We start from the raw sequence: 18,385 nt of genomic DNA on the forward strand, positions 1-18,385 counted from the left end.
CCGGTGTGAGATCCGCCGCCGGAAGCGGCTTCACCGCAATGCACAGACCCTGCAAGACACCGCACGGCGGAGAAAATAGTAAGGCATGGCGCAACTCAATTGGGATGGATTAGGTCGGTTCAATATCCCAATAGTTGCTATAAATATCTTTAATATTCTTATTTTATTATTAATTTCAACCAGTTATTAGTTTGGCACATCTCCTGCATAACGAGCGCATCAAACAACTGCATCATACCTCACGGAGACTCCAGACATCATGACGTCAATTCAAAACAACCCTTTCGCCATCGTCCCGGCCGACACGACCATGACACGGGATGCGGCGAGATTCGTCGAAACCGTCGCCTTTGGCGACATGCCGACGGAAGTGCTGCGCGTCGGCACCCGTTGCCTGCTCGACGGCCTTGGACTGTACGTAGCCGGCTCGGACCATGAATGCGTGAACATTCTGGCGAAGATCGCAAAAGACACCGGCGGCAAGGGAGAAGCCCCGCTCCTCGGCGATCCCGGCACCAGGGTGCCCGCGCCCATCGCGGCGCGTGTCATGGGGACCGCCGGTCACGTGCACGACTGGGATGACTCCCAGGTCAGCCTCGACCCCGATCACGTGTATGGTCTCCTCACCCACCCGACCATGCCCTCCCTTACCGGCGCCCTCGTCGCCGCGCAGATGCGCGGCGGCGTCTCCGGCAGGGATTTCATGCTGGCGTTCATGACCGGGTTCGAAGTCGAGACGAAGATCTCGGAATGGATGCTGCCGCAGCATTATCGACGCGGCTTCCATTCCAGCGGTACGGTCGGCACGTTCGGCGCCTATGCGGCGGCCGCCAAGGTGCTTGGCCTAAAAGGTGACACGCTGCGCTGGGGTTTCGGCATCGCCGCGAGCCTCGCCGCCGGCATCCGCGTCAATTTCGGCACCATGACTAAATCGCTGCATGTCGGCCGCGCCTGCGAGAACGGCATCACCGCCGCCATCCTCGCCAAGGCAGGCTATACCGCCGATCCCTCTGCGCTGGACGGCATCTGGGGCTTTTGCGCCGTACTCGGCGGCGGCGTTTCGCCGGACAAGATCGCGCAAGGCTTCGGCAAGACCTGGAGCATCGACCGCCCGGGAGTGAGCATCAAGCCTTATCCCTGCGGCGTGCTGACTCATCCGTCCGCCGACCTGATGCTGAAGCTGGTCAGGGACAATGGCGTCAAGAGCGGCGAGGTTGAACGGATCATCTTGCGCGCCGGCTCGAATATCCTGAACCCAATCCGCTACCCGATCGCGAAGAACCACCTGCAGGCCAAATTCTCGCTGCCGGCGATCCTGGCCATGATGGTACTCAGCGGCAAGGCCGGTAAACGGGAATTCTCCGATGCTTTTGTTGGCAGCGACGCCATGCAGGCCATGCAGCAACGTATTTCCTGCCAGTTCGATCCGGCCATCGAGGCCAAAGGTTTCGACAAGATGCGATCGAGCATCGAGATCGTCCTCAAGGACGGCCGCTCGCTCCGCGGCGACGCCGACGAGCGCTACCGCGGCGGACCCGATAATCCCATCACCGACGCCGAACTCGAAGGCAAGGTTTTCAGCTGCGCCGAAGACGTACTTAGCAACGCCGCCACCGAGCGATTGATCGATCACGCCTGGAGAGTTTTGGACCTGAAGGACGTCTCGATCCTGACGACACTTCTGCACGAATAATAATAATTCCGCAACCCGGAGAGACCATTATGGTAAACATTCAAGGTATTCCTCCAGCAGGGAAAACGCCCTCAAAACATTTTCTCGCGACGTACTGGCCGCACCTGGCATGGGTCGGCACGTTTCTGGTTATCTGGCTGATCCCAAGTCCAGCCGGCCTCGATCCCAAGGCATGGCAACTGTTCGCCATCTTCGTGGCGACGATCGTCGGCTTCATGACCAAACCCTACCCGATGGCGGTCATCGCCCTTACCGCCATCGCCGTGACGGGACTGACCCAGACGCTGACGCCTGCGCAGACCTTAAGTGGCTTCAGCGATACGACCATCTGGCTTATCTGCAGCGCGTTCTTTATTTCACGTGCCTTCCTCAAAACCGGACTGGGCAACCGCATCGCCTATCTGTTCATGAGCATGGTGGGCAAAACGCCCCTTGGTCTGGCCTACGCCACGACGTTGACCAATATCGTTCTGGCTCCCGTAATCCCTTCCAACACCGCGCGTCTCGGCGGCATCCTGTTCCCCCTACAGTTGGCGATCTCGCTCGCCTACGACAGCGATCCGGCCAAGGGCACCGGCCGGCGCATCGGCTCGTTCCTGATGTCCAACGCATTCCAGGGCAATCTGGTCATCTCGGCGATGTTTCTGACGGCCATGGCGTCCAACCCGCTGATGGTCGGCTTCGCCCGCGACGTCGGCGTGGAGATCACCTGGGGCACCTGGGCCCTGGCGGGTGCCGTCCCCGGTCTCCTGTGCCTGACTGTACTGCCGCTGATCCTGATGGTGGTGTGGCCCCCCGAGATCAAGAAAAGTCCTGAGGCTGCGGCCCTTGCCAAAGAGAAGCTAACGGCGATGGGGAAGATTACGCGTAGCGAGTACATCATGCTTGGTGTGTTCGTCGGCTTGATCGGGCTGTGGACCATCGGCGACATGATGTTCAAAGTCAACGCCACCATTGCCGCCCTGATCGGTCTCGCCGTTCTGCTGCTGACACGGGTTTTGTCCTGGTCCGACCTGGCTGCGGAAAAGGGCGCCTGGAATACGCTCATCTGGTTCTCCGCGCTGGTCATGATGGCCAATTTCCTTAATAAACTCGGCCTCATTCCGTGGATGAGCGAGCAGCTGGCAGGCTACGTCAGCGGATTTGATTGGTATGCGGCATTTATCCTGTTGTGCGTGATTTATGTGCTCGCGCATTACTTCTTCGCCAGCGCGACGGCGCACGTGGCCTCCATGTATCCGGCCTTCCTGGGCGTCATCCTGGCGGTTGGGACACCGCCGGTGCTCGGCGTGCTGGGTCTGTGCTTCGCCAGTAATTTGATGGGCGGCATCACGCATTACGGACTGGGTTCCGGACCGATCTTCTACGACTCCGGTTATATCCCCCTGCGGCCCTTCTGGCTGCTCGGCCTGCTGTTCTGCGTCGTGTTCCTGACCATTTACCTGGGTATCGGCCCGATCTGGTGGAGGATGGTGGGCCTGATCTAGAGATGCACGGCGCGTTAATGCGACGATTTTCTATTTTTTTGATTCATAACATATTTTAAGGAGTTCCAACATGAGCCAGTCTGCTACCCCGGACCTCAGCGTCAGCGAACGCTTCGCCCAAAGCCTCGCCAGGATCCGCTACGAGGATATTCCGGAAAAAACCCGCGGCGTCATTCTCGATGATCTTATCGACTGCTTCGGCCTGATTATCTCCGGGCGACACGCCCCCTATGTGCGCCAGCTTATCGACAGTTGCGACCGCGACGGCGAATGCACCGTGCCGGGCCAGTCCAGAGCCCTTGATGCGGCGGGAGCGGCCATGGTGAACGGGGCCGCCATCCACGGCGAGGACTTCGACGACACGCTGGAGGGCTCCCCCCTCCATGTCGGATGCTTCGCCGTCCCGGCCGTGCTGGCGGCCACCGAACGCTTCGGCCTGAGCGGCAAGAACCTGATGCTCGGCGTCGCCGTCGGAATGGAAGCCGCGAGCCGGCTCAACGCCGTCGCGCCGGGCAAGATCCACGCTCAAGGCTTCCATCCCACCGCCGCAATCGGACCGTTCGGCGCCGCCGCTGGCGTCTCCGCCGCACTCGGCCTGAGTCCGCAGACCATGGCCAGCGCCTTCGGCATCGCCGGCAGCCTTGCCTCGGGCATCATCGAATATCTGGCGGAAGGGGCGTGGACCAAACGCCTGCATCCCGGCTGGGCCGCACAGGCCGGCTATCGCGCCGCCCGCATCGCCCAGCAGGGCTTTCTCGCGCCGCGGCGGGTGTTCGACGGCAAGCACAGCTTCTATCATGCCTTCGCGCCGACGGCGCAGCCCGCTTTCGAGCATCTCACCGAAGGCGTGGGCGAGAGCTGGCGGATCGACGGCCTGACCTTCAAACCCTTTGCCAGCGGCACCATGACCCATCCCTACATGGATTGCATGATCCGCCTGGCGGCCGAAAACCACGATCCGGACGACATCGTCGACATTCTCTGCGAGACGAGCGACGGTTACGTCCATCGGCTGTGGGAGCCACTGGCGGAAAAGCACCAGCCCGGCAACGGCTACGCCGCCAAATTCAGCGTCCCCTGGTGCATGGCCATGGCCTATTTCGAGAAGGACGCGGGGCTGGCGCAATTCGCCGAGGAACTCGTCCACGATGCCAAGATTGTGCAGCTAGCCAAGAAGATCCGCTACGTCGTCGATCCGAACAACGAGTACCCGGCCAACTACACCGGCCACATCAAGGTCACCTTCCGTGACGGCAAGGTGCGTGAAATCCGCCAGCCCTACATGCGCGGCAGTTCACGCGCCCCCCTGTCCCACGACGATCTGGTGCGCAAATTCCGTGGGAATATCATCTATGGAGGCTGGTCTCCCGCGATGGGAGAAAGGCTGCTGGACTTCCTGCTCGACATGCCGGCTCATCGCGATCTCACCGGACTGCGCATGTTCCGCCTATGAGGTTCCAGTTTGGGCGCGGCCCCGTCAACGGCCTGGCAGACTGTCATCGAACCGGGTGAATGAACTTCGGCGCTGAATAAACGCCAATATGGTTCAGGCTGGACGCTTACGGACGTAAAAAAACCCGCCAATCCTTACTGGATTGGCGGGTTTTTTTATTTTTCGGTGAAATCGTCTGTTCCAGATATTCGCCGAAAATCAATTTGGTCGGTGAGAGAGGATTCGAACCTCCGACCCCTTCGTCCCGAACGAAGTGCGCTACCAGGCTGCGCCACTCACCGAGTGCGGCGCATATTACTGCGACCCTATTGAAGCGTCAATCCCTTTTTAGAAAAAGGATTATGCCTGTTGGTAAAGTGTCCGGCCGGCCCTCTATCATCCTTCCACCGACATCCCTGTCGGATATTTTTATCAACTGGACGGCTTATTACACCAGTTGTTTTTCGGGTTGATACCACCATCGGGCGAGGAATATCCCAGACATCCCAAAATGGTATCAAACAGCTCTTCGTGACGATGGGTCTTGCCGATCCGCTGCTGCGCCTTGAGCTGATCAAATGCATTCATGTTATTGGGTTCAGCCAGAAATTTATCCGATGCCCATACCATCATAGGAGAGCGAAACTGCTCCGGCGGCGCCATATCACGCGGAGTACCATGCAGGTGATAATTATCATTGATGGATTCGCCGTGATCGGAGGCATAGAACACCAACGCCTTTTTATCCCTGACCTGATCAATGACCCGATCGATAAAACTATCGGTATACAGCACACTGTTATCAAACGCGTTAATAAGCTGTTCGCGAGAGCAAGAAGCATCCACGCCCAGGCATTCCGGCTGATAACGGGCATAGCTGCGGGGATAGCGCATGGAATAAAGATAATGCGACCCCTTGGTATGCAGCACAATCAAATGTTTTCCTTTCGGATAATGAGCCAGGGAATCCTTCACTTCATCCACCAGCAACATATCATCCACCGACTTACCATCATTTTGTTTTTCAGACGCAATCATTTCACGGAAAGAGTAATTATCCGCCTCAATACTGTTGTAGAACCATACCTCGCTTTGCATTGCGAAAAGCTCAGAGGTGAACCCCAGTTCTTTCATCACAGCGAAAATGTTTTGCTCTTTCAATGTCCGCTGCGGGTTATCTTCCGTCCCGCCTTCGCGCACGAACATACAACGCAGGGAGAGCTTGGTTGAGGTATCACAGGATTGCCCCCGGAAAGCGACCAGATTCCGCTCCTTGGACAACTTCGGTGTCGTATCCCGTTCGTATCCCAGTAACCCCATATGGTCCCAGCGAGTTGTTTCACCAATGATGAAAACCACATAGGTATCCTCAATCCCTTTAGGTGGAATGTATGTGAAATGCTTACCCGGATCGAAGAGGTTTGATGAATCCTGACTTTCGTCATATTTGGTATAGGCGAACAAACCTAATGCCGATATCCAGTTGGAGGGAAGATAAGAGTGAGCCACTACACCGCCGTAGCTGGGGAGATCAACATTGGAGAGCTTTTCTGATACCGACTGGGCTTTATCCATATAGCGAATTGGCAACCAGACCAGCGCCACCACCACCGCCAAAATCGTCAATGGCATCAGGCGCTTTCCGGGCGAGGTCAATTGCTCAATCAGCGTATGGCGTAACGTATTTTTCCAAATCAGAAACAGCGGCAATATACTGACCGCGACCATCCATAGCACAAAGTGTAAGCCGACCACTTCTTTGGAAAGATCAACGTCGGTTGTCATTACCGCCGCAATAATACCGTAGCCAATAACGACATTAAAAAACGTCATGTAATAGCTGGCAGCAACAGAAATCAGAACCAGCAGTGATGCCACCACACGGTAAAAATGGCGTCCCCCGAGTGAAATGATGCGCATCAGAAAAAAGGTGAATAATATACAGGCCGTCAATTCTATCAAGGCAGGAATAAACGCCGGGATCGTTTTACCTGCCGGAACGGAAAAGGCATCAAGCCGTCGATAAAATACGGAGAGGTTGAGGAAAAGACCGATATAAATTGCCAGGACAAATGATAACTTCTGGTGTGATAAAGAATGAACAAACTTCATTGCAACAAGTGCTCCAGCAAAACTTATTTTATTATCTGAAGCTATACGACAACGGCGCTATGCCGTAGTTCAAACCACCAAACAAGAAGAATCTTTCCTTTAAACAGGGCAAGAGTCTTTAAAAACAACAAGCAATAGATCACAAATAATAAAAACATATATTTATCAGAATTAAATTCTGACAAACAATGCGGAAAAAGCGGGTGATTCTCACCAGTTTTTCAAAAAACTGAACGTTAAGCATCTGGCATTAAAAGCATTGATGTCACATTTAACCGCGGACCGTTGAGCGCCAACGCATTATATTTTAATCCCTTCGCTATCCAACCGCGCAATAAACTCAACAATGATCGGATGCTGTAAAAAAGCCATGATCTCTTCAGCCCGTCTGGCGCCGATGCCTGAAAATTGCTGCCATTGCAACGCAGTGCGCTGCTGTAGCTGCTGCCAATGCGTATTTTCCAGCGCTTTTCTTGCCGACTTAGGAACAGGTGCGCCCAGCGCCAGTAGCCAGCGTGACAAGGGTTGGCGCCTGGCCGTTTGCAGACGCTCATAGATACTATCTGCCCGCTTGTCACCCATGCCTTCCACCGACTTTACCTGTTCTGACGTCAGCGATAGCCAGGATAAAACATCATTCAGCATGCCTTTTTCTACCAAACGCCGCCATATCCCTTCGCTGATACCGCTAAGATTGAGCCCATGCTCGCCACTCAGCCAGGATAGCCGGGCAAGCATCTGCTGTTGGCACGCCGTGCTGTACTGAAAGCAGCTGAAGGTATGAAAATCACTTTCTGCCGGGGGAATAATCACCGGGCGTTCCGCCCCCCTCCAGACCACGCTATCCAGCCGGGGGATCCCATGTCCGGCCAAACCAATCGTGACCTGATCCCCCGGCAACACATCCCACTGCTTCCAGCGAGATAGCGAACCAACATGAACCCGACGGACAGACTTGTCATCCAACTGCAATGGATTAAGGTTCAGCACCACGGTAATTTTCCCTGTCCGGCCAACCGAGAACACCACGCCATTAACTTCAGCAACCCGTTGCACCAGAGGATATTTCCAGGCTATGGCCCAATCGGCGGGCGTATCACGCCAATAGCGCCCCTCCGGCGCTTTATCTTGCCGAATTACCACGCCGTCGGTCACAAAAGGCAGCGGACTGCGATACCAGACATCCCGCCATTTCTCAGCCTCCTCGAACGAAGCAATGCGATGGGTATAGTCGGCAGTCATGCCAAATCCCATAGCCCGTAACGCTTCAAGACGTTCAGACAGCGTTGCTGGGCCATCCGGCCATTCCCAGATAAAAACTCCGATGCGCGATAATATCGCTGAAGATTGGTGCCGACGCATTTCTCCGGCGACCAGCGACCGGGCGTTAATTCCACCCTGCCGCTGTTGCCGATGATCGGTTACGTTGAGAAAAAGCTCACCCTGCAACACCAGCGTGGCGTGCGAATGTTCTAACGTTTGCGGAACCCCCGGAATATCCCGCACCTTGGCGGTCCAGTCCTCTCCTTGCCGACCATTTCCGCGACTGATGGCGGATGTCAGCTTTCCCTGCTGATAAACCAAGGTTACCGCCACACCGTCTACCTTGGGCTGAATCCAGACGTCCTTACGTTGCCCTATCCACTGCGTCAGTTGTCTGCGGTCAGCGAGCTTTTTCAAACCGGTATGCGCCACAGGATGAGTTTGTTTACCGTTATCGGGCAGCTTGATACGAGCGGACTCGGCATCAGGATGGAAACAGATTTGCCAATGGTCCAACTGTTTTCTGAGTTGGTCATACACCTCATCGTCAACCTGGCTCTGTCCCAACCTATAGTAAGCGTCATCCCAGCTTTCCAACTGCTTTCGTAACGTATCGATTTCTTTATCCGCACGAACCACCGACCAGTCGGGGCAAATCGATGCCGCTATCGAGACACAACTGATAAAACCGGACAACACCAGAATGAATAATTGTCTGAGCCAGCAATCCATACCGCCTCCCTGCATCAGAAAGATGCCGCAGTAAAACGCAGTGACAAAAGTAAAACGAGCCCGAAAAAGGAAAAATGCAAAGCGCTCCGCAAGATGCTTTATGGCTTACAACAAAGGGAAAAGCCGCAGGAATCGGCTACGCAAATTGAATTAAACGTATTGGCAAGCCGAAAATGGGATGGCATAAGAGAAAAACATTCGGTGCTGATATTTATCGCAGCGCGACTGATGGCATATCGGTGTGTATAATGGGGGAAATGCGCATCCTGCCGCATCTGTACCGATTATATTTCAACGCTCAGATCGCATAGCCTGAAGATTGAAAGATGACTGGTATATTCCAATAATCGTAATTAATAAAACTTCACTATGGCTCAAGGCACGTTATATATCGTTTCCGCTCCCAGTGGGGCAGGAAAATCAAGTTTGATTCAGGCGCTATTAAAAACGCAGCCGTTGTATGACACGCAGGTATCGATTTCACATACCACTCGTGACCAAAGGCCGGGGGAGAAGCACGGCGAGCACTATTTCTTTGTCTCTGTTGATGAATTCAAGCGTATGATTCAGGAAAAAGAATTCCTGGAATATGCTGAGGTTTTCGGCAATTACTACGGGACATCCCGGCTAGCCATCGAACAGATATTAGCGACGGGCGTAGACGTGTTTCTGGATATTGACTGGCAGGGCGCTCAGCAAATCCGTAGCCAGATGCCGCAGGCGCGCAGTATTTTCATACTGCCTCCGTCGAAAGAGGAACTGGCACGCCGCCTGCGAGGCCGGGGGCAGGATAGTGAAGAGATTATCGCCCGCCGTATGGCGCAGGCGGTAGCTGAAATGACACACTACAGCGAGTATGATTATTTAATTGTGAATGACGATTTCGATCTGGCTTTGCTTGACCTGAAAACCATTATTCGCGCAGAACGTCTGCTTCTGAGCAGACAAAAAGTACGGCATGGTGCATTAATCACCAAACTATTGGCAGACTGACGCCTCTTTCAGTATGATGCGCAGTCATTTTATTTCCTGTGGAGTAGCACATTTATGGCACGCGTAACTGTTCAAGACGCTGTAGAGAAAATTGGTAACCGTTTTGACCTGGTGTTGGTCGCTGCTCGTCGCGCCCGTCAGATCCAGACAGGCGGTAAAGATCCGCTGGTACCGGAAGAAAACGATAAGTACACCGTGATCGCGCTGCGTGAGATCGAAGAAGGTCTGATCAACGCCCAGATTCTGGACGTTCGTGACCGTCAGGAGCAGCAAGAGCAGGAAGCCGCGGAAATTCAGGCGGTTACCGCGATTGCTGAAGGCCGTCGTTAATTAGCCCACGAGTCGCCTTTGTACATTTTCGAAAGCCTTAATCTGCTGATTCAACGTTATCTGCCGGAAGACCAGATAAAACGTTTACAGCAGGCGTATCTCGTTGCACGTGATGCTCACGAGGGGCAGACTCGCTCCAGCGGCGAACCTTATATCACTCATCCGGTCGCGGTGGCCTGTATTCTGGCCGAGATGCGTCTCGACTATGAAACGCTGATGGCCGCGTTATTGCATGATGTGATAGAGGATACGCCCGCCACCTATCAGGATATGGAACAGCTTTTTGGTAAAAGCGTTGCTGAACTGGTAGAGGGCGTTTCCAAGCTGGATAAACTGAAGTTTCGCGATAAGAAAGAAGCGCAGGCTGAAAACTTTCGCAAAATGATCATGGCGATGGTGCAGGATATCCGCGTCATCCTGATCAAACTGGCTGACCGTACCCATAACATGCGTACACTGGGTTCGCTGCGCCCGGACAAACGGCGCCGTATTGCCCGTGAAACGCTGGAAATATACAGCCCGTTGGCTCACCGACTGGGTATTCACCATCTAAAAACCGAGCTTGAAGAGCTGGGTTTTGAAGCGCTTTACCCCAACCGTTACCGCGTGATTAAAGAAGTCGTCAAGGCTGCCCGTGGTAACCGGAAAGAGATGATCCAAAAAATCCTCGCCGAGATTGAGGGGCGCTTGACCGAAGCCGGAATGGCCTGTCGAGTCAGCGGTCGCGAAAAACACCTTTACTCGATCTACTGCAAAATGCACCTGAAAGAACAGCGTTTCCATTCGATTATGGATATTTACGCCTTTCGGGTCATCGTTAAGGAAGTGGATACCTGTTATCGCGTGTTAGGTCAGGTACACAGCCTGTATAAACCTCGTCCCGGACGGGTAAAAGACTATATAGCCATCCCCAAGGCCAACGGCTATCAATCGCTGCATACCTCGCTGATTGGTCCGCATGGCGTACCGGTGGAAGTGCAAATCCGCACCGATGATATGGATCAGATGGCGGAAATGGGCGTTGCCGCGCATTGGGCTTACAAAGAAGGCGAAAGCAGTACCACCGCACAGGTTCGGGCGCAACGCTGGATGCAAAGCCTGCTGGAATTACAGCAGAGCGCAGGCAGTTCCTTTGAGTTTATCGAAAGCGTTAAGTCCGATCTCTTTCCTGACGAAATGTATGTGTTCACGCCGGAAGGCAGAATTGTGGAACTGCCCGCAGGCGCGACGCCGGTGGATTTCGCCTATGCCGTACACACAGACATTGGTCATGCCTGCGTCGGGGCCAGAGTGGACCGACAGCCTTACCCGCTATCTCAATCGCTGACCAGCGGACAAACCGTTGAAATCATTACCGCACCAGGCGCAAGACCGAATGCGGCCTGGCTGAATTTCGTCGTCAGCTCCCGCGCGCGCGCCAAAATCAGGCAGATGCTGAAAAACCTCAAACGTGATGATTCGGTCAGCCTGGGGCGGCGTTTGCTGAATCACGCGCTGGGAAGCGGCCGCAAACTGTCAGATATTCCGGAAAAGAACATTCAGCTTGAGCTGGAGAGAATGAAGCTCGCGACGCTGGACGATCTGATGGCGGAAATCGGTATGGGTAATGCCATGAGCGTGGTGGTGGCGAAAAACCTGCTCAACGAACAATCCCAGCAGGGAAATACCGGGTTGCGCAAATTGCCAATTAAGGGCGCGGATGGCGTTATGATTTCCTTCGCGAAATGCTGCCGTCCTATCCCGGGCGATCCCATTATTGCCCACGTCAGTCCGGGAAAAGGGCTGGTGATCCACCACGAATCCTGTCGTAATATCCGCGGCTACCAGAAAGAACCCGAGAAGTTCATGGCGGTTGAATGGGATAAAGTGACCGAGCAAGAGTTTATTGCTGAAATTAAGGTGGATATGTTTAACCATCAGGGCGCGTTGGCCAATCTGACGGCAGCGATTAATGCCGCGAACTCCAATATTCAAAGTATCAATACGGAAGAAAGAGACGGCCGCGTATACAGCGCGTTTATCCGCCTTACCACGCTCGACCGCGTTCATCTGGCTAATATTATGCGTAAGATCCGCGTGATGCCGGATGTGATAAAAGTTAACCGTAACCGAAATTAAATGTTATGACCCCTCAACGTTATGCACGCATAAGAGAGATGCTGACCTGTCGTCAGCCCGATCTGACGATTTGCATGGAGCAGGTGCATAAACCCCATAATATTTCCGCGGTGATCCGTACCGCCGATGCGGTTGGCGTTCATCAAATTCATGCCGTTTGGCCCACCAGCCGCATGAAAACGCTGGTTTCTTCCGCTGCGGGCAGCAACAGCTGGGTCGAAGTCAAAACCCACCGCACCATTCATGACGCCGTCAGCTATCTAAAATCAACGGGTATGCAGGTTCTGGCGACCCACCTGTCTGAACAAGCCGTCGATTTCCGCGACATTGATTACACGCATCCAACCTGCATTCTGCTGGGGCAGGAAAAAACCGGTATTACGGCGGAAGCGCTGAAGCTGGCGGATCGGGATATCATCATTCCAATGACCGGCATGGTGCAGTCGCTGAATGTCTCTGTCGCATCCGCCTTGATTCTGTATGAGGCTCAGCGCCAGCGCCAGATGGCAGGCATGTATCAACGCGACGATAGCCCGTTGGAAAAGGAAGAACAGCAGCGCCTGCTGTTTGAAGGGGGTTATCCGGTGTTGGCACGCGTGGCCAAACGTAAAGGATTACCCCGCCCTTATATCGATGATAGCGGCCAGATCGTTGCCGATGCCCCCTGGTGGGCGGCAATGCAAGCGTCGGAGTCCTGATGCAAGGCCGCCTGCTGCACACCCAACCGCTGAGCACGCTTGCTGGCGTGGGTGCCAGTCAGGCCGCAAAACTTGCCCGTATCGGACTGGAAACCGTTCAGGATTTGTTGCTTCACCTGCCGTTGCGCTATGAAGATCGTACTCACCTTTATGCGATCGGCGATCTCCTTCCGGGCATGTACGCCACCGTGGAAGGCGAAATATTACGTCATGACATCACGTTCGGCCGCCGCCGTATGCTAACCTGCCAAATCAGTGATGGCAGCGGTATGCTGACCATGCGCTTTTTCAATTTCAACGCCGCAATGAAAAACAGTCTGGCTCCCGGTCAGCGAGTCACCGCCTATGGTGAAATCAAGCGTGGTAAAATTGGCGCTGAAATTATCCATCCGGAGTACCGGGTGCAAGGGGATCACTCTCAGGTTGAATTACAGGAATCCCTGACGCCGGTTTACCCCACGACGGAAGGTGTTCGTCAGGCAACATTGCGCAAGTTAACCGATCAGGCGCTGGCTTTGCTGGATGCCAATCCCATTGATGAACTGTTGCCAGAAGAACTGAGCCGATCGCTCATCAGTCTACCGGAAGCCCTGCATATCCTGCATCGCCCGCCGCCTGATATGCAACTCAGCGAGCTTGAACAGGGTAAACACCCGGCGCAGCAGCGACTTATCATGGAAGAGTTGCTGGCACACAATCTGAGTATGCTGGCGGTTCGTGCTGGTGCTCAGCGTTATCGGGCATTATCACTGCCGGTCAATGATCACTTTAAACAGCGTCTGCTTGCCAACCTGCCTTTCTCGCCCACACAGGCGCAGGATCGGGTCGTCGGCGAAATTGAAGCTGACATGGTCAACGATTTTCCCATGATGCGACTGGTCCAGGGAGATGTAGGGTCAGGCAAAACGCTGGTTGCCGCGCTAGCGGCACTACGCGCTATCGCGAACGGTAAACAGGTAGCGCTCATGGCTCCCACCGAGTTACTGGCGGAGCAGCATGCCTATAACTTTCGTCAGTGGTTTGAACCACTGGGGATTGAAGTGGGCTGGCTGGCCGGAAAGCAAAAAGGGAAAGCCCGTCAGGCACAGCAAGAGGCCATTGCCAGCGGTCAGGTCTCTATGGTGGTAGGTACGCATGCCATCTTCCAGCAGCAGGTAAAATTTAATGGACTGGCGCTGGTGATTATTGATGAACAACACCGTTTCGGGGTGCATCAACGTCTGGCCCTGTGGGAAAAAGGCGAAGAGCAGGGATTTCATCCTCACCAGCTCATCATGACGGCGACACCGATCCCCAGAACGCTGGCGATGACCGCTTACGCCGATCTGGACACCTCCGTCATTGACGAACTGCCGCCGGGAAGAACGCCCGTTACCACCGTCGCTATCCCTGATTCACGCCGTAGTGACATTATTCAGCGCGTGAACAACGCCTGTCAGCAGGAAGGTCGGCAAGCCTATTGGGTTTGTACGCTGATTGAAGAATCCGATCTATTGGAAGCCCAGGCCGCCGAGGCAACCTGTGCGGAGCTGAAAGCGGCGTTGCCCGAACTTTCAGTCGGGCTGGTACACGGTCGGATGAAAGCGCAGGAAAAACAGGCCGTCATGCAAGCCTTCAAACAGGGCGAACTGCAATTGTTAGTCGCCACGACGGTTATCGAAGTTGGCGTCGACGTTCCTAATGCCAGCCTGATGATTATTGAAAACCCAGAGAGATTGGGGCTGGCGCAGCTTCATCAGTTACGTGGCCGGGTTGGTCGTGGTGCGGTTGCCTCACACTGCGTGCTGCTTTATAAAACCCCGCTTAGCAAAACGGCACAGAAACGTCTTCAGGTATTGCGCGATAGCAACGATGGATTTGTCATTGCGCAACGCGATTTGGAAATTCGTGGCCCCGGTGAGTTATTGGGCACCCGCCAGACGGGTAATGCCGAGTTCAAAGTGGCGGACCTGCTACGCGATCAGGCGTTAATCCCGCAGATACAGCGTGTCGCCCGCCATCTTCATCAACATTACCCAGAACATGCCAAGGCATTGATTGAACGTTGGTTACCGGAACGAACCCGTTATACCAATGCCTGAACATCAGGCCATGTTACCGCGCCTCGCCCAATAACCCTTCAAATAACAAGCTATTATCTACCAGATGAATTTCATATCAGAAACAGCGTTTCGCAAACGTTTGCTTTTGCCAAAGAGATCATTAAAATGCCCTCTTTGTCATTTCAGGTACGCCAACTATTATGACCATCACCACCACGGATATCCCTCAGCCAGATATGGCCGCCGCCCCTAAACGCAGCGAATTAATCTACCGTCTGGAGGACAGACCTCCCCTGCCGCAGACCCTGTTTGCAGCCTGTCAGCATCTGCTGGCGATGTTTGTCGCGGTGATCACGCCTGCCATGCTGATTTGTCAGGCTTTGGGATTGCCGGCGCAGGACACACAGCACATCATCAGCATGTCGCTTTTTGCCTCTGGCCTTGCTTCCATCCTGCAAATAAAAACCTGGGGGCCGGTGGGCTCAGGCCTGCTGTCTATTCAGGGCACCAGTTTTAACTTTGTTACCCCGTTGATTATGGGCGGCCTGGCGCTGAAAAACGGAGGGGCGGATGTTCCCACCATGATGGCGGCCTTGTTCGGTACGCTGATGGTCGCTTCCTGTACAGAAATTGTCCTTTCGCGCTTTTTGCACCTTGCGCGCCGTATTATCACCCCGCTGGTATCAGGAATTGTGGTGATGATTATCGGTCTGTCGCTGATTCAGGTTGGCCTGACATCGATCGGCGGCGGCTATGCCGCGATGAACGATAATACCTTTGGCGCCCCGAAAAATCTGTTGCTGGCCGGTATCGTTCTGGCCGTGATTATTGTACTGAATCGCCAGCGTAATCCCTATCTGCGCGTGGCATCGCTGGTGATAGCCATGGCGGTAGGTTATCTGGGCGCGTGGATCATGGATATGCTGCCGGGCAGCGCACCTGCAACGGAAAGTTCACTCATCATGGTGCCAACGCCGTTGTACTACGGTCTGGGCTTTGACTGGAACTTGCTCATCCCGCTCATGCTGGTTTTCATGGTGACCTCACTGGAAACCATTGGCGATATTACCGCCACCTCCGACGTATCAGAACAACCGGTCAGCGGGCCGCTGTACATGAAACGTTTAAAGGGCGGCGTATTGGCAAACGGCCTGAACTCCTGCCTGTCAGCAGTTTTCAATACTTTCCCGAACTCCTGCTTTGGCCAGAACAACGGCGTCATTCAACTCACCGGCGTTGCCAGTCGCTATGTCGGTTTTGTCGTTGCACTGATGCTGATCGTTCTGGGGCTGTTCCCGGCCGTCAGCGGCTTTGTACAGCATATTCCTGAGCCGGTACTGGGCGGCGCGACAATCGTCATGTTTGGTACTATCGCGGCATCCGGCGTTCGTATCGTGTCCCGCGAGCCGTTGAATCGCCGCGCAATCATGATTATCGCGCTTTCTCTGGCCGTAGGACTGGGTGTGTCACAGCAGCCGCTGATTCTGCAATTCGCGCCTGAGTGGATGAAAACGCTGCTTTCTTCCGGTATTGCTGCGGGTGGTATCACCGCAATCGTACTGAATCTGGTTTTCCCCCAGGAAGAGAAATAATACCCGCCAGCGACAATCACGCTGGCTATACCCAATAGACTTTGAGTGACAGGGATATACCAATAAAAGCGACGCGTGGTGCAACACGGGTCGCTTTTTACTGTCTGTAACTGCATTATCTATTGAGCCTTATGGGCAATTGCGGCATAAACTCAGTATCCCTGACGATTGGCATGGACAGACACGATGAAATTTCTCGGGAAATTATTGCTGACGCTACTCCTGCTGGTATTACTGGCGCTGGTTATTTTATATGTATTACTGCAAACGGCATGGGCGGCAGGCTGGGTTAGCAATTGGGTGAATCAAAATACAAATTATCAGCTTTCATTAGGCAAAATTAACCATGACTGGTCTTCACTCAACCATATTCAGTTAAAAGACGTCACTTTTGGTCATAAGGATCAGCCGCCGACACTTTCAGCACCCACCGTCTCGGTCGGTCTTGGTATGCGTCAGATCACCGATCCGCGTCACTTTTCCAGCCTGGAACTGGAAGGCGGCACGCTGAATCTGTCGTCCACGGCCGTTACGCTGCCCATCGAAGCAGACATTTTACAATTACGGTCGATGGCATTGCAGGCGCAGGATGGCGACTGGCGTTTGAATGGTCAGGTAATCAACGGCGGCATCACCCCCTGGCAGCCAGAAGCGGGATATCTGCTGGGCAAGCAAGGCCGCTTTCAGCTCAGCGCCCGTTCAATGCGGCTTAATGATATTCCTGCCAGTCAGGTATTGATGCAAGGCGAAATCAACCAGAACCAGCTTATTTTGAGTAACTTCGGTGCCGATGTGGCGCAGGGCCAGCTCACAGGCAACGCCAGCCGTGGGGAAGATGGCAGTTGGCAAATTGGTAACCTGCGGCTCAGCAACGTTCGCCTCCAAACTCCACGGGCCATACAGGATTTCTGGGAACCGATCACCGCAATTCCGTCCGTGGCGGTCAATCGCTTCGATTTGATTGATGCCCGAATTGAAGGGCCGGGATGGGCGTTTATCGATCTTGATGTGACGTTGCAGGACGTCACCTTTAAAAAAGGTGATTGGGAAAGCGAGGACGGCGAGCTGTCCTTCAACGCCACCGATATCGTCAACGGCAGTATGCACTTCATCGATCCCATCGTTAATCTGGCTCTCTCACCGAACGGCGTGGATATCAAGCAGTTTACTACACGCTGGGAAGGTGGCCTGCTGCGAACCAACGGTAGCTGGCAACGTAGTAACCACCGTCTGCTGTTGAATGAATTTGTCGTGGCGGGCATGGAATACACCCTACCGGCCGACTGGCGTCAGCATTGGCAAACGTCGCTGCCTGACTGGCTGACGGAGGTGACTATCCGAAAATTCACGGCGAACCGCAATCTGCTGATCGATATCAACCCGGATTTTCCCTTCCAGCTTACCGCGCTGGATGGATACGGCAGCGATCTGATGCTGGCGCGTAATCATGAATGGGGCATTTGGGCTGGTAGCCTGCATCTGAACGCCAGCGATGCCACCTTCAATAAGGTGGATATCCGACGTCCGTCATTGGCTTTGACCGCCACCGACAGTCAGATTTCCATCACCGATCTCAGCACCTTTACGCCGGCGGGCCTGCTGGAAGCTAAGGCCACCATCAGTCAACAGCCTGCCCGTGAGTTTTCATTTACGATGAGCGGACGTTCCGTCCCGATGGATATCCTGACGCGCTGGGGGTGGCCGACATCACCCTCTGCCCCCACAGGCAATTCGAATCTGCAATTGCAGCTTAATGGGCAGCTTGCCGCCAGTACGCCGTTGAAACCAACGTTAAATGGTTCACTTCAAGGCGTTGACAGTAACGGGCAGCCGATCAATCAGCAAATGCATCAAGGAACATTAACGACGCATACCGAGCAGTAAACATCATTA

Annotated in this window: 13 protein-coding genes and 1 tRNA gene; 11 read left to right on the forward strand and 3 right to left on the reverse strand. The window is 54.2% G+C overall.

What is annotated here, in order from left to right:
- The first annotated feature begins 259 nt into the window (after nt 1-259).
- The 3 genes from DDT52_RS15970 to DDT52_RS15980 all read left to right on the forward strand — a co-directional run bounded on the left by DDT52_RS15970 (nt 260) and on the right by DDT52_RS15980 (nt 4,633).
- The gene (locus tag DDT52_RS15970) at nt 260-1,693 is read left to right on the forward strand and encodes an MmgE/PrpD family protein (RefSeq protein ID WP_136157234.1); all 1,434 of its coding nucleotides are present in this window, start codon (nt 260-262) and stop codon (nt 1,691-1,693) included.
- 29 nt (nt 1,694-1,722) lie between these two features.
- The gene (locus tag DDT52_RS15975) at nt 1,723-3,180 is read left to right on the forward strand and encodes an anion permease (protein WP_136157235.1); all 1,458 of its coding nucleotides are present in this window, start codon (nt 1,723-1,725) and stop codon (nt 3,178-3,180) included.
- Between the two features lie 70 nt (nt 3,181-3,250).
- Nucleotides 3,251-4,633, forward strand: a complete 1,383-nt coding sequence (locus DDT52_RS15980; protein ID WP_136157236.1) for an MmgE/PrpD family protein — start codon at nt 3,251-3,253, stop codon at nt 4,631-4,633.
- Nucleotides 4,634-4,837: 204 nt separating this feature from the next.
- Here the strand turns inward: DDT52_RS15980 and DDT52_RS15985 are convergent.
- The 3 genes from DDT52_RS15985 to ligB all read right to left on the reverse strand — a co-directional run bounded on the left by DDT52_RS15985 (nt 4,838) and on the right by ligB (nt 8,719).
- A tRNA-Pro gene (locus DDT52_RS15985) sits at nt 4,838-4,914 on the reverse strand.
- 130 nt (nt 4,915-5,044) lie between these two features.
- Nucleotides 5,045-6,724: a kdo(2)-lipid A phosphoethanolamine 7''-transferase gene (gene eptB / locus DDT52_RS15990; RefSeq protein ID WP_136157237.1), complete on the reverse strand. Its 1,680-nt coding sequence runs from the start codon at nt 6,722-6,724 to the stop codon at nt 5,045-5,047.
- A 300-nt stretch (nt 6,725-7,024) separates the two neighbouring features.
- On the reverse strand, nt 7,025-8,719 hold the full coding sequence (gene ligB / locus DDT52_RS15995) for an NAD-dependent DNA ligase LigB (RefSeq protein ID WP_136157238.1): 1,695 nt from the start codon (nt 8,717-8,719) through the stop codon (nt 7,025-7,027).
- On the opposite strand from ligB, the gene DDT52_RS16000 reads away from it, so the two are divergent.
- From DDT52_RS16000 to DDT52_RS16035, 8 genes are all read left to right on the forward strand, one after another.
- A complete protein-coding gene (locus tag DDT52_RS16000) occupies nt 8,699-8,968 on the forward strand; it encodes a hypothetical protein (RefSeq protein WP_136157239.1) in 270 nt (89 codons plus the stop codon). The two genes, ligB and DDT52_RS16000, sit on opposite strands and share 21 nt — an antisense overlap.
- Nucleotides 8,969-9,088: 120 nt before the next feature.
- Complete coding sequence (gene gmk, locus DDT52_RS16005; RefSeq protein ID WP_136157240.1) at nt 9,089-9,712, forward strand: guanylate kinase; 624 nt, start codon at nt 9,089-9,091, stop codon at nt 9,710-9,712.
- Between the two features lie 54 nt (nt 9,713-9,766).
- Entirely contained in the window at nt 9,767-10,042 is a 276-nt protein-coding gene (gene rpoZ / locus DDT52_RS16010) for a DNA-directed RNA polymerase subunit omega (RefSeq protein ID WP_009115009.1), read from the forward strand.
- Between the two features lie 18 nt (nt 10,043-10,060).
- The gene (gene spoT / locus DDT52_RS16015; protein WP_109055183.1) at nt 10,061-12,160 is read left to right on the forward strand and encodes a bifunctional GTP diphosphokinase/guanosine-3',5'-bis pyrophosphate 3'-pyrophosphohydrolase; all 2,100 of its coding nucleotides are present in this window, start codon (nt 10,061-10,063) and stop codon (nt 12,158-12,160) included.
- 5 nt (nt 12,161-12,165) lie between these two features.
- Nucleotides 12,166-12,858 (forward strand): tRNA (guanosine(18)-2'-O)-methyltransferase TrmH, encoded by a 693-nt coding sequence (gene trmH, locus DDT52_RS16020; protein ID WP_136157241.1) that lies wholly within the window; start codon nt 12,166-12,168, stop codon nt 12,856-12,858.
- Nucleotides 12,858-14,939, forward strand: a complete 2,082-nt coding sequence (gene recG / locus DDT52_RS16025; RefSeq protein WP_136157242.1) for an ATP-dependent DNA helicase RecG — start codon at nt 12,858-12,860, stop codon at nt 14,937-14,939. Before trmH ends, recG begins: the two co-directional genes overlap by 1 nt.
- 161 nt (nt 14,940-15,100) lie before the next feature.
- Complete coding sequence (locus DDT52_RS16030) at nt 15,101-16,492, forward strand: nucleobase:cation symporter-2 family protein (RefSeq protein WP_136157243.1); 1,392 nt, start codon at nt 15,101-15,103, stop codon at nt 16,490-16,492.
- Between the two features lie 186 nt (nt 16,493-16,678).
- Nucleotides 16,679-18,376 carry an AsmA family protein gene (locus tag DDT52_RS16035; RefSeq protein WP_136157244.1) on the forward strand — a complete coding sequence of 566 codons (1,698 nt, stop codon included), beginning with the start codon at nt 16,679-16,681 and terminating at the stop codon, nt 18,374-18,376.
- Nucleotides 18,377-18,385: the final 9 nt, after the last annotated feature.

Source organism: Brenneria roseae subsp. roseae, from assembly GCF_003115845.1.
GTDB lineage: Bacteria > Pseudomonadota > Gammaproteobacteria > Enterobacterales > Enterobacteriaceae > Brenneria > Brenneria roseae.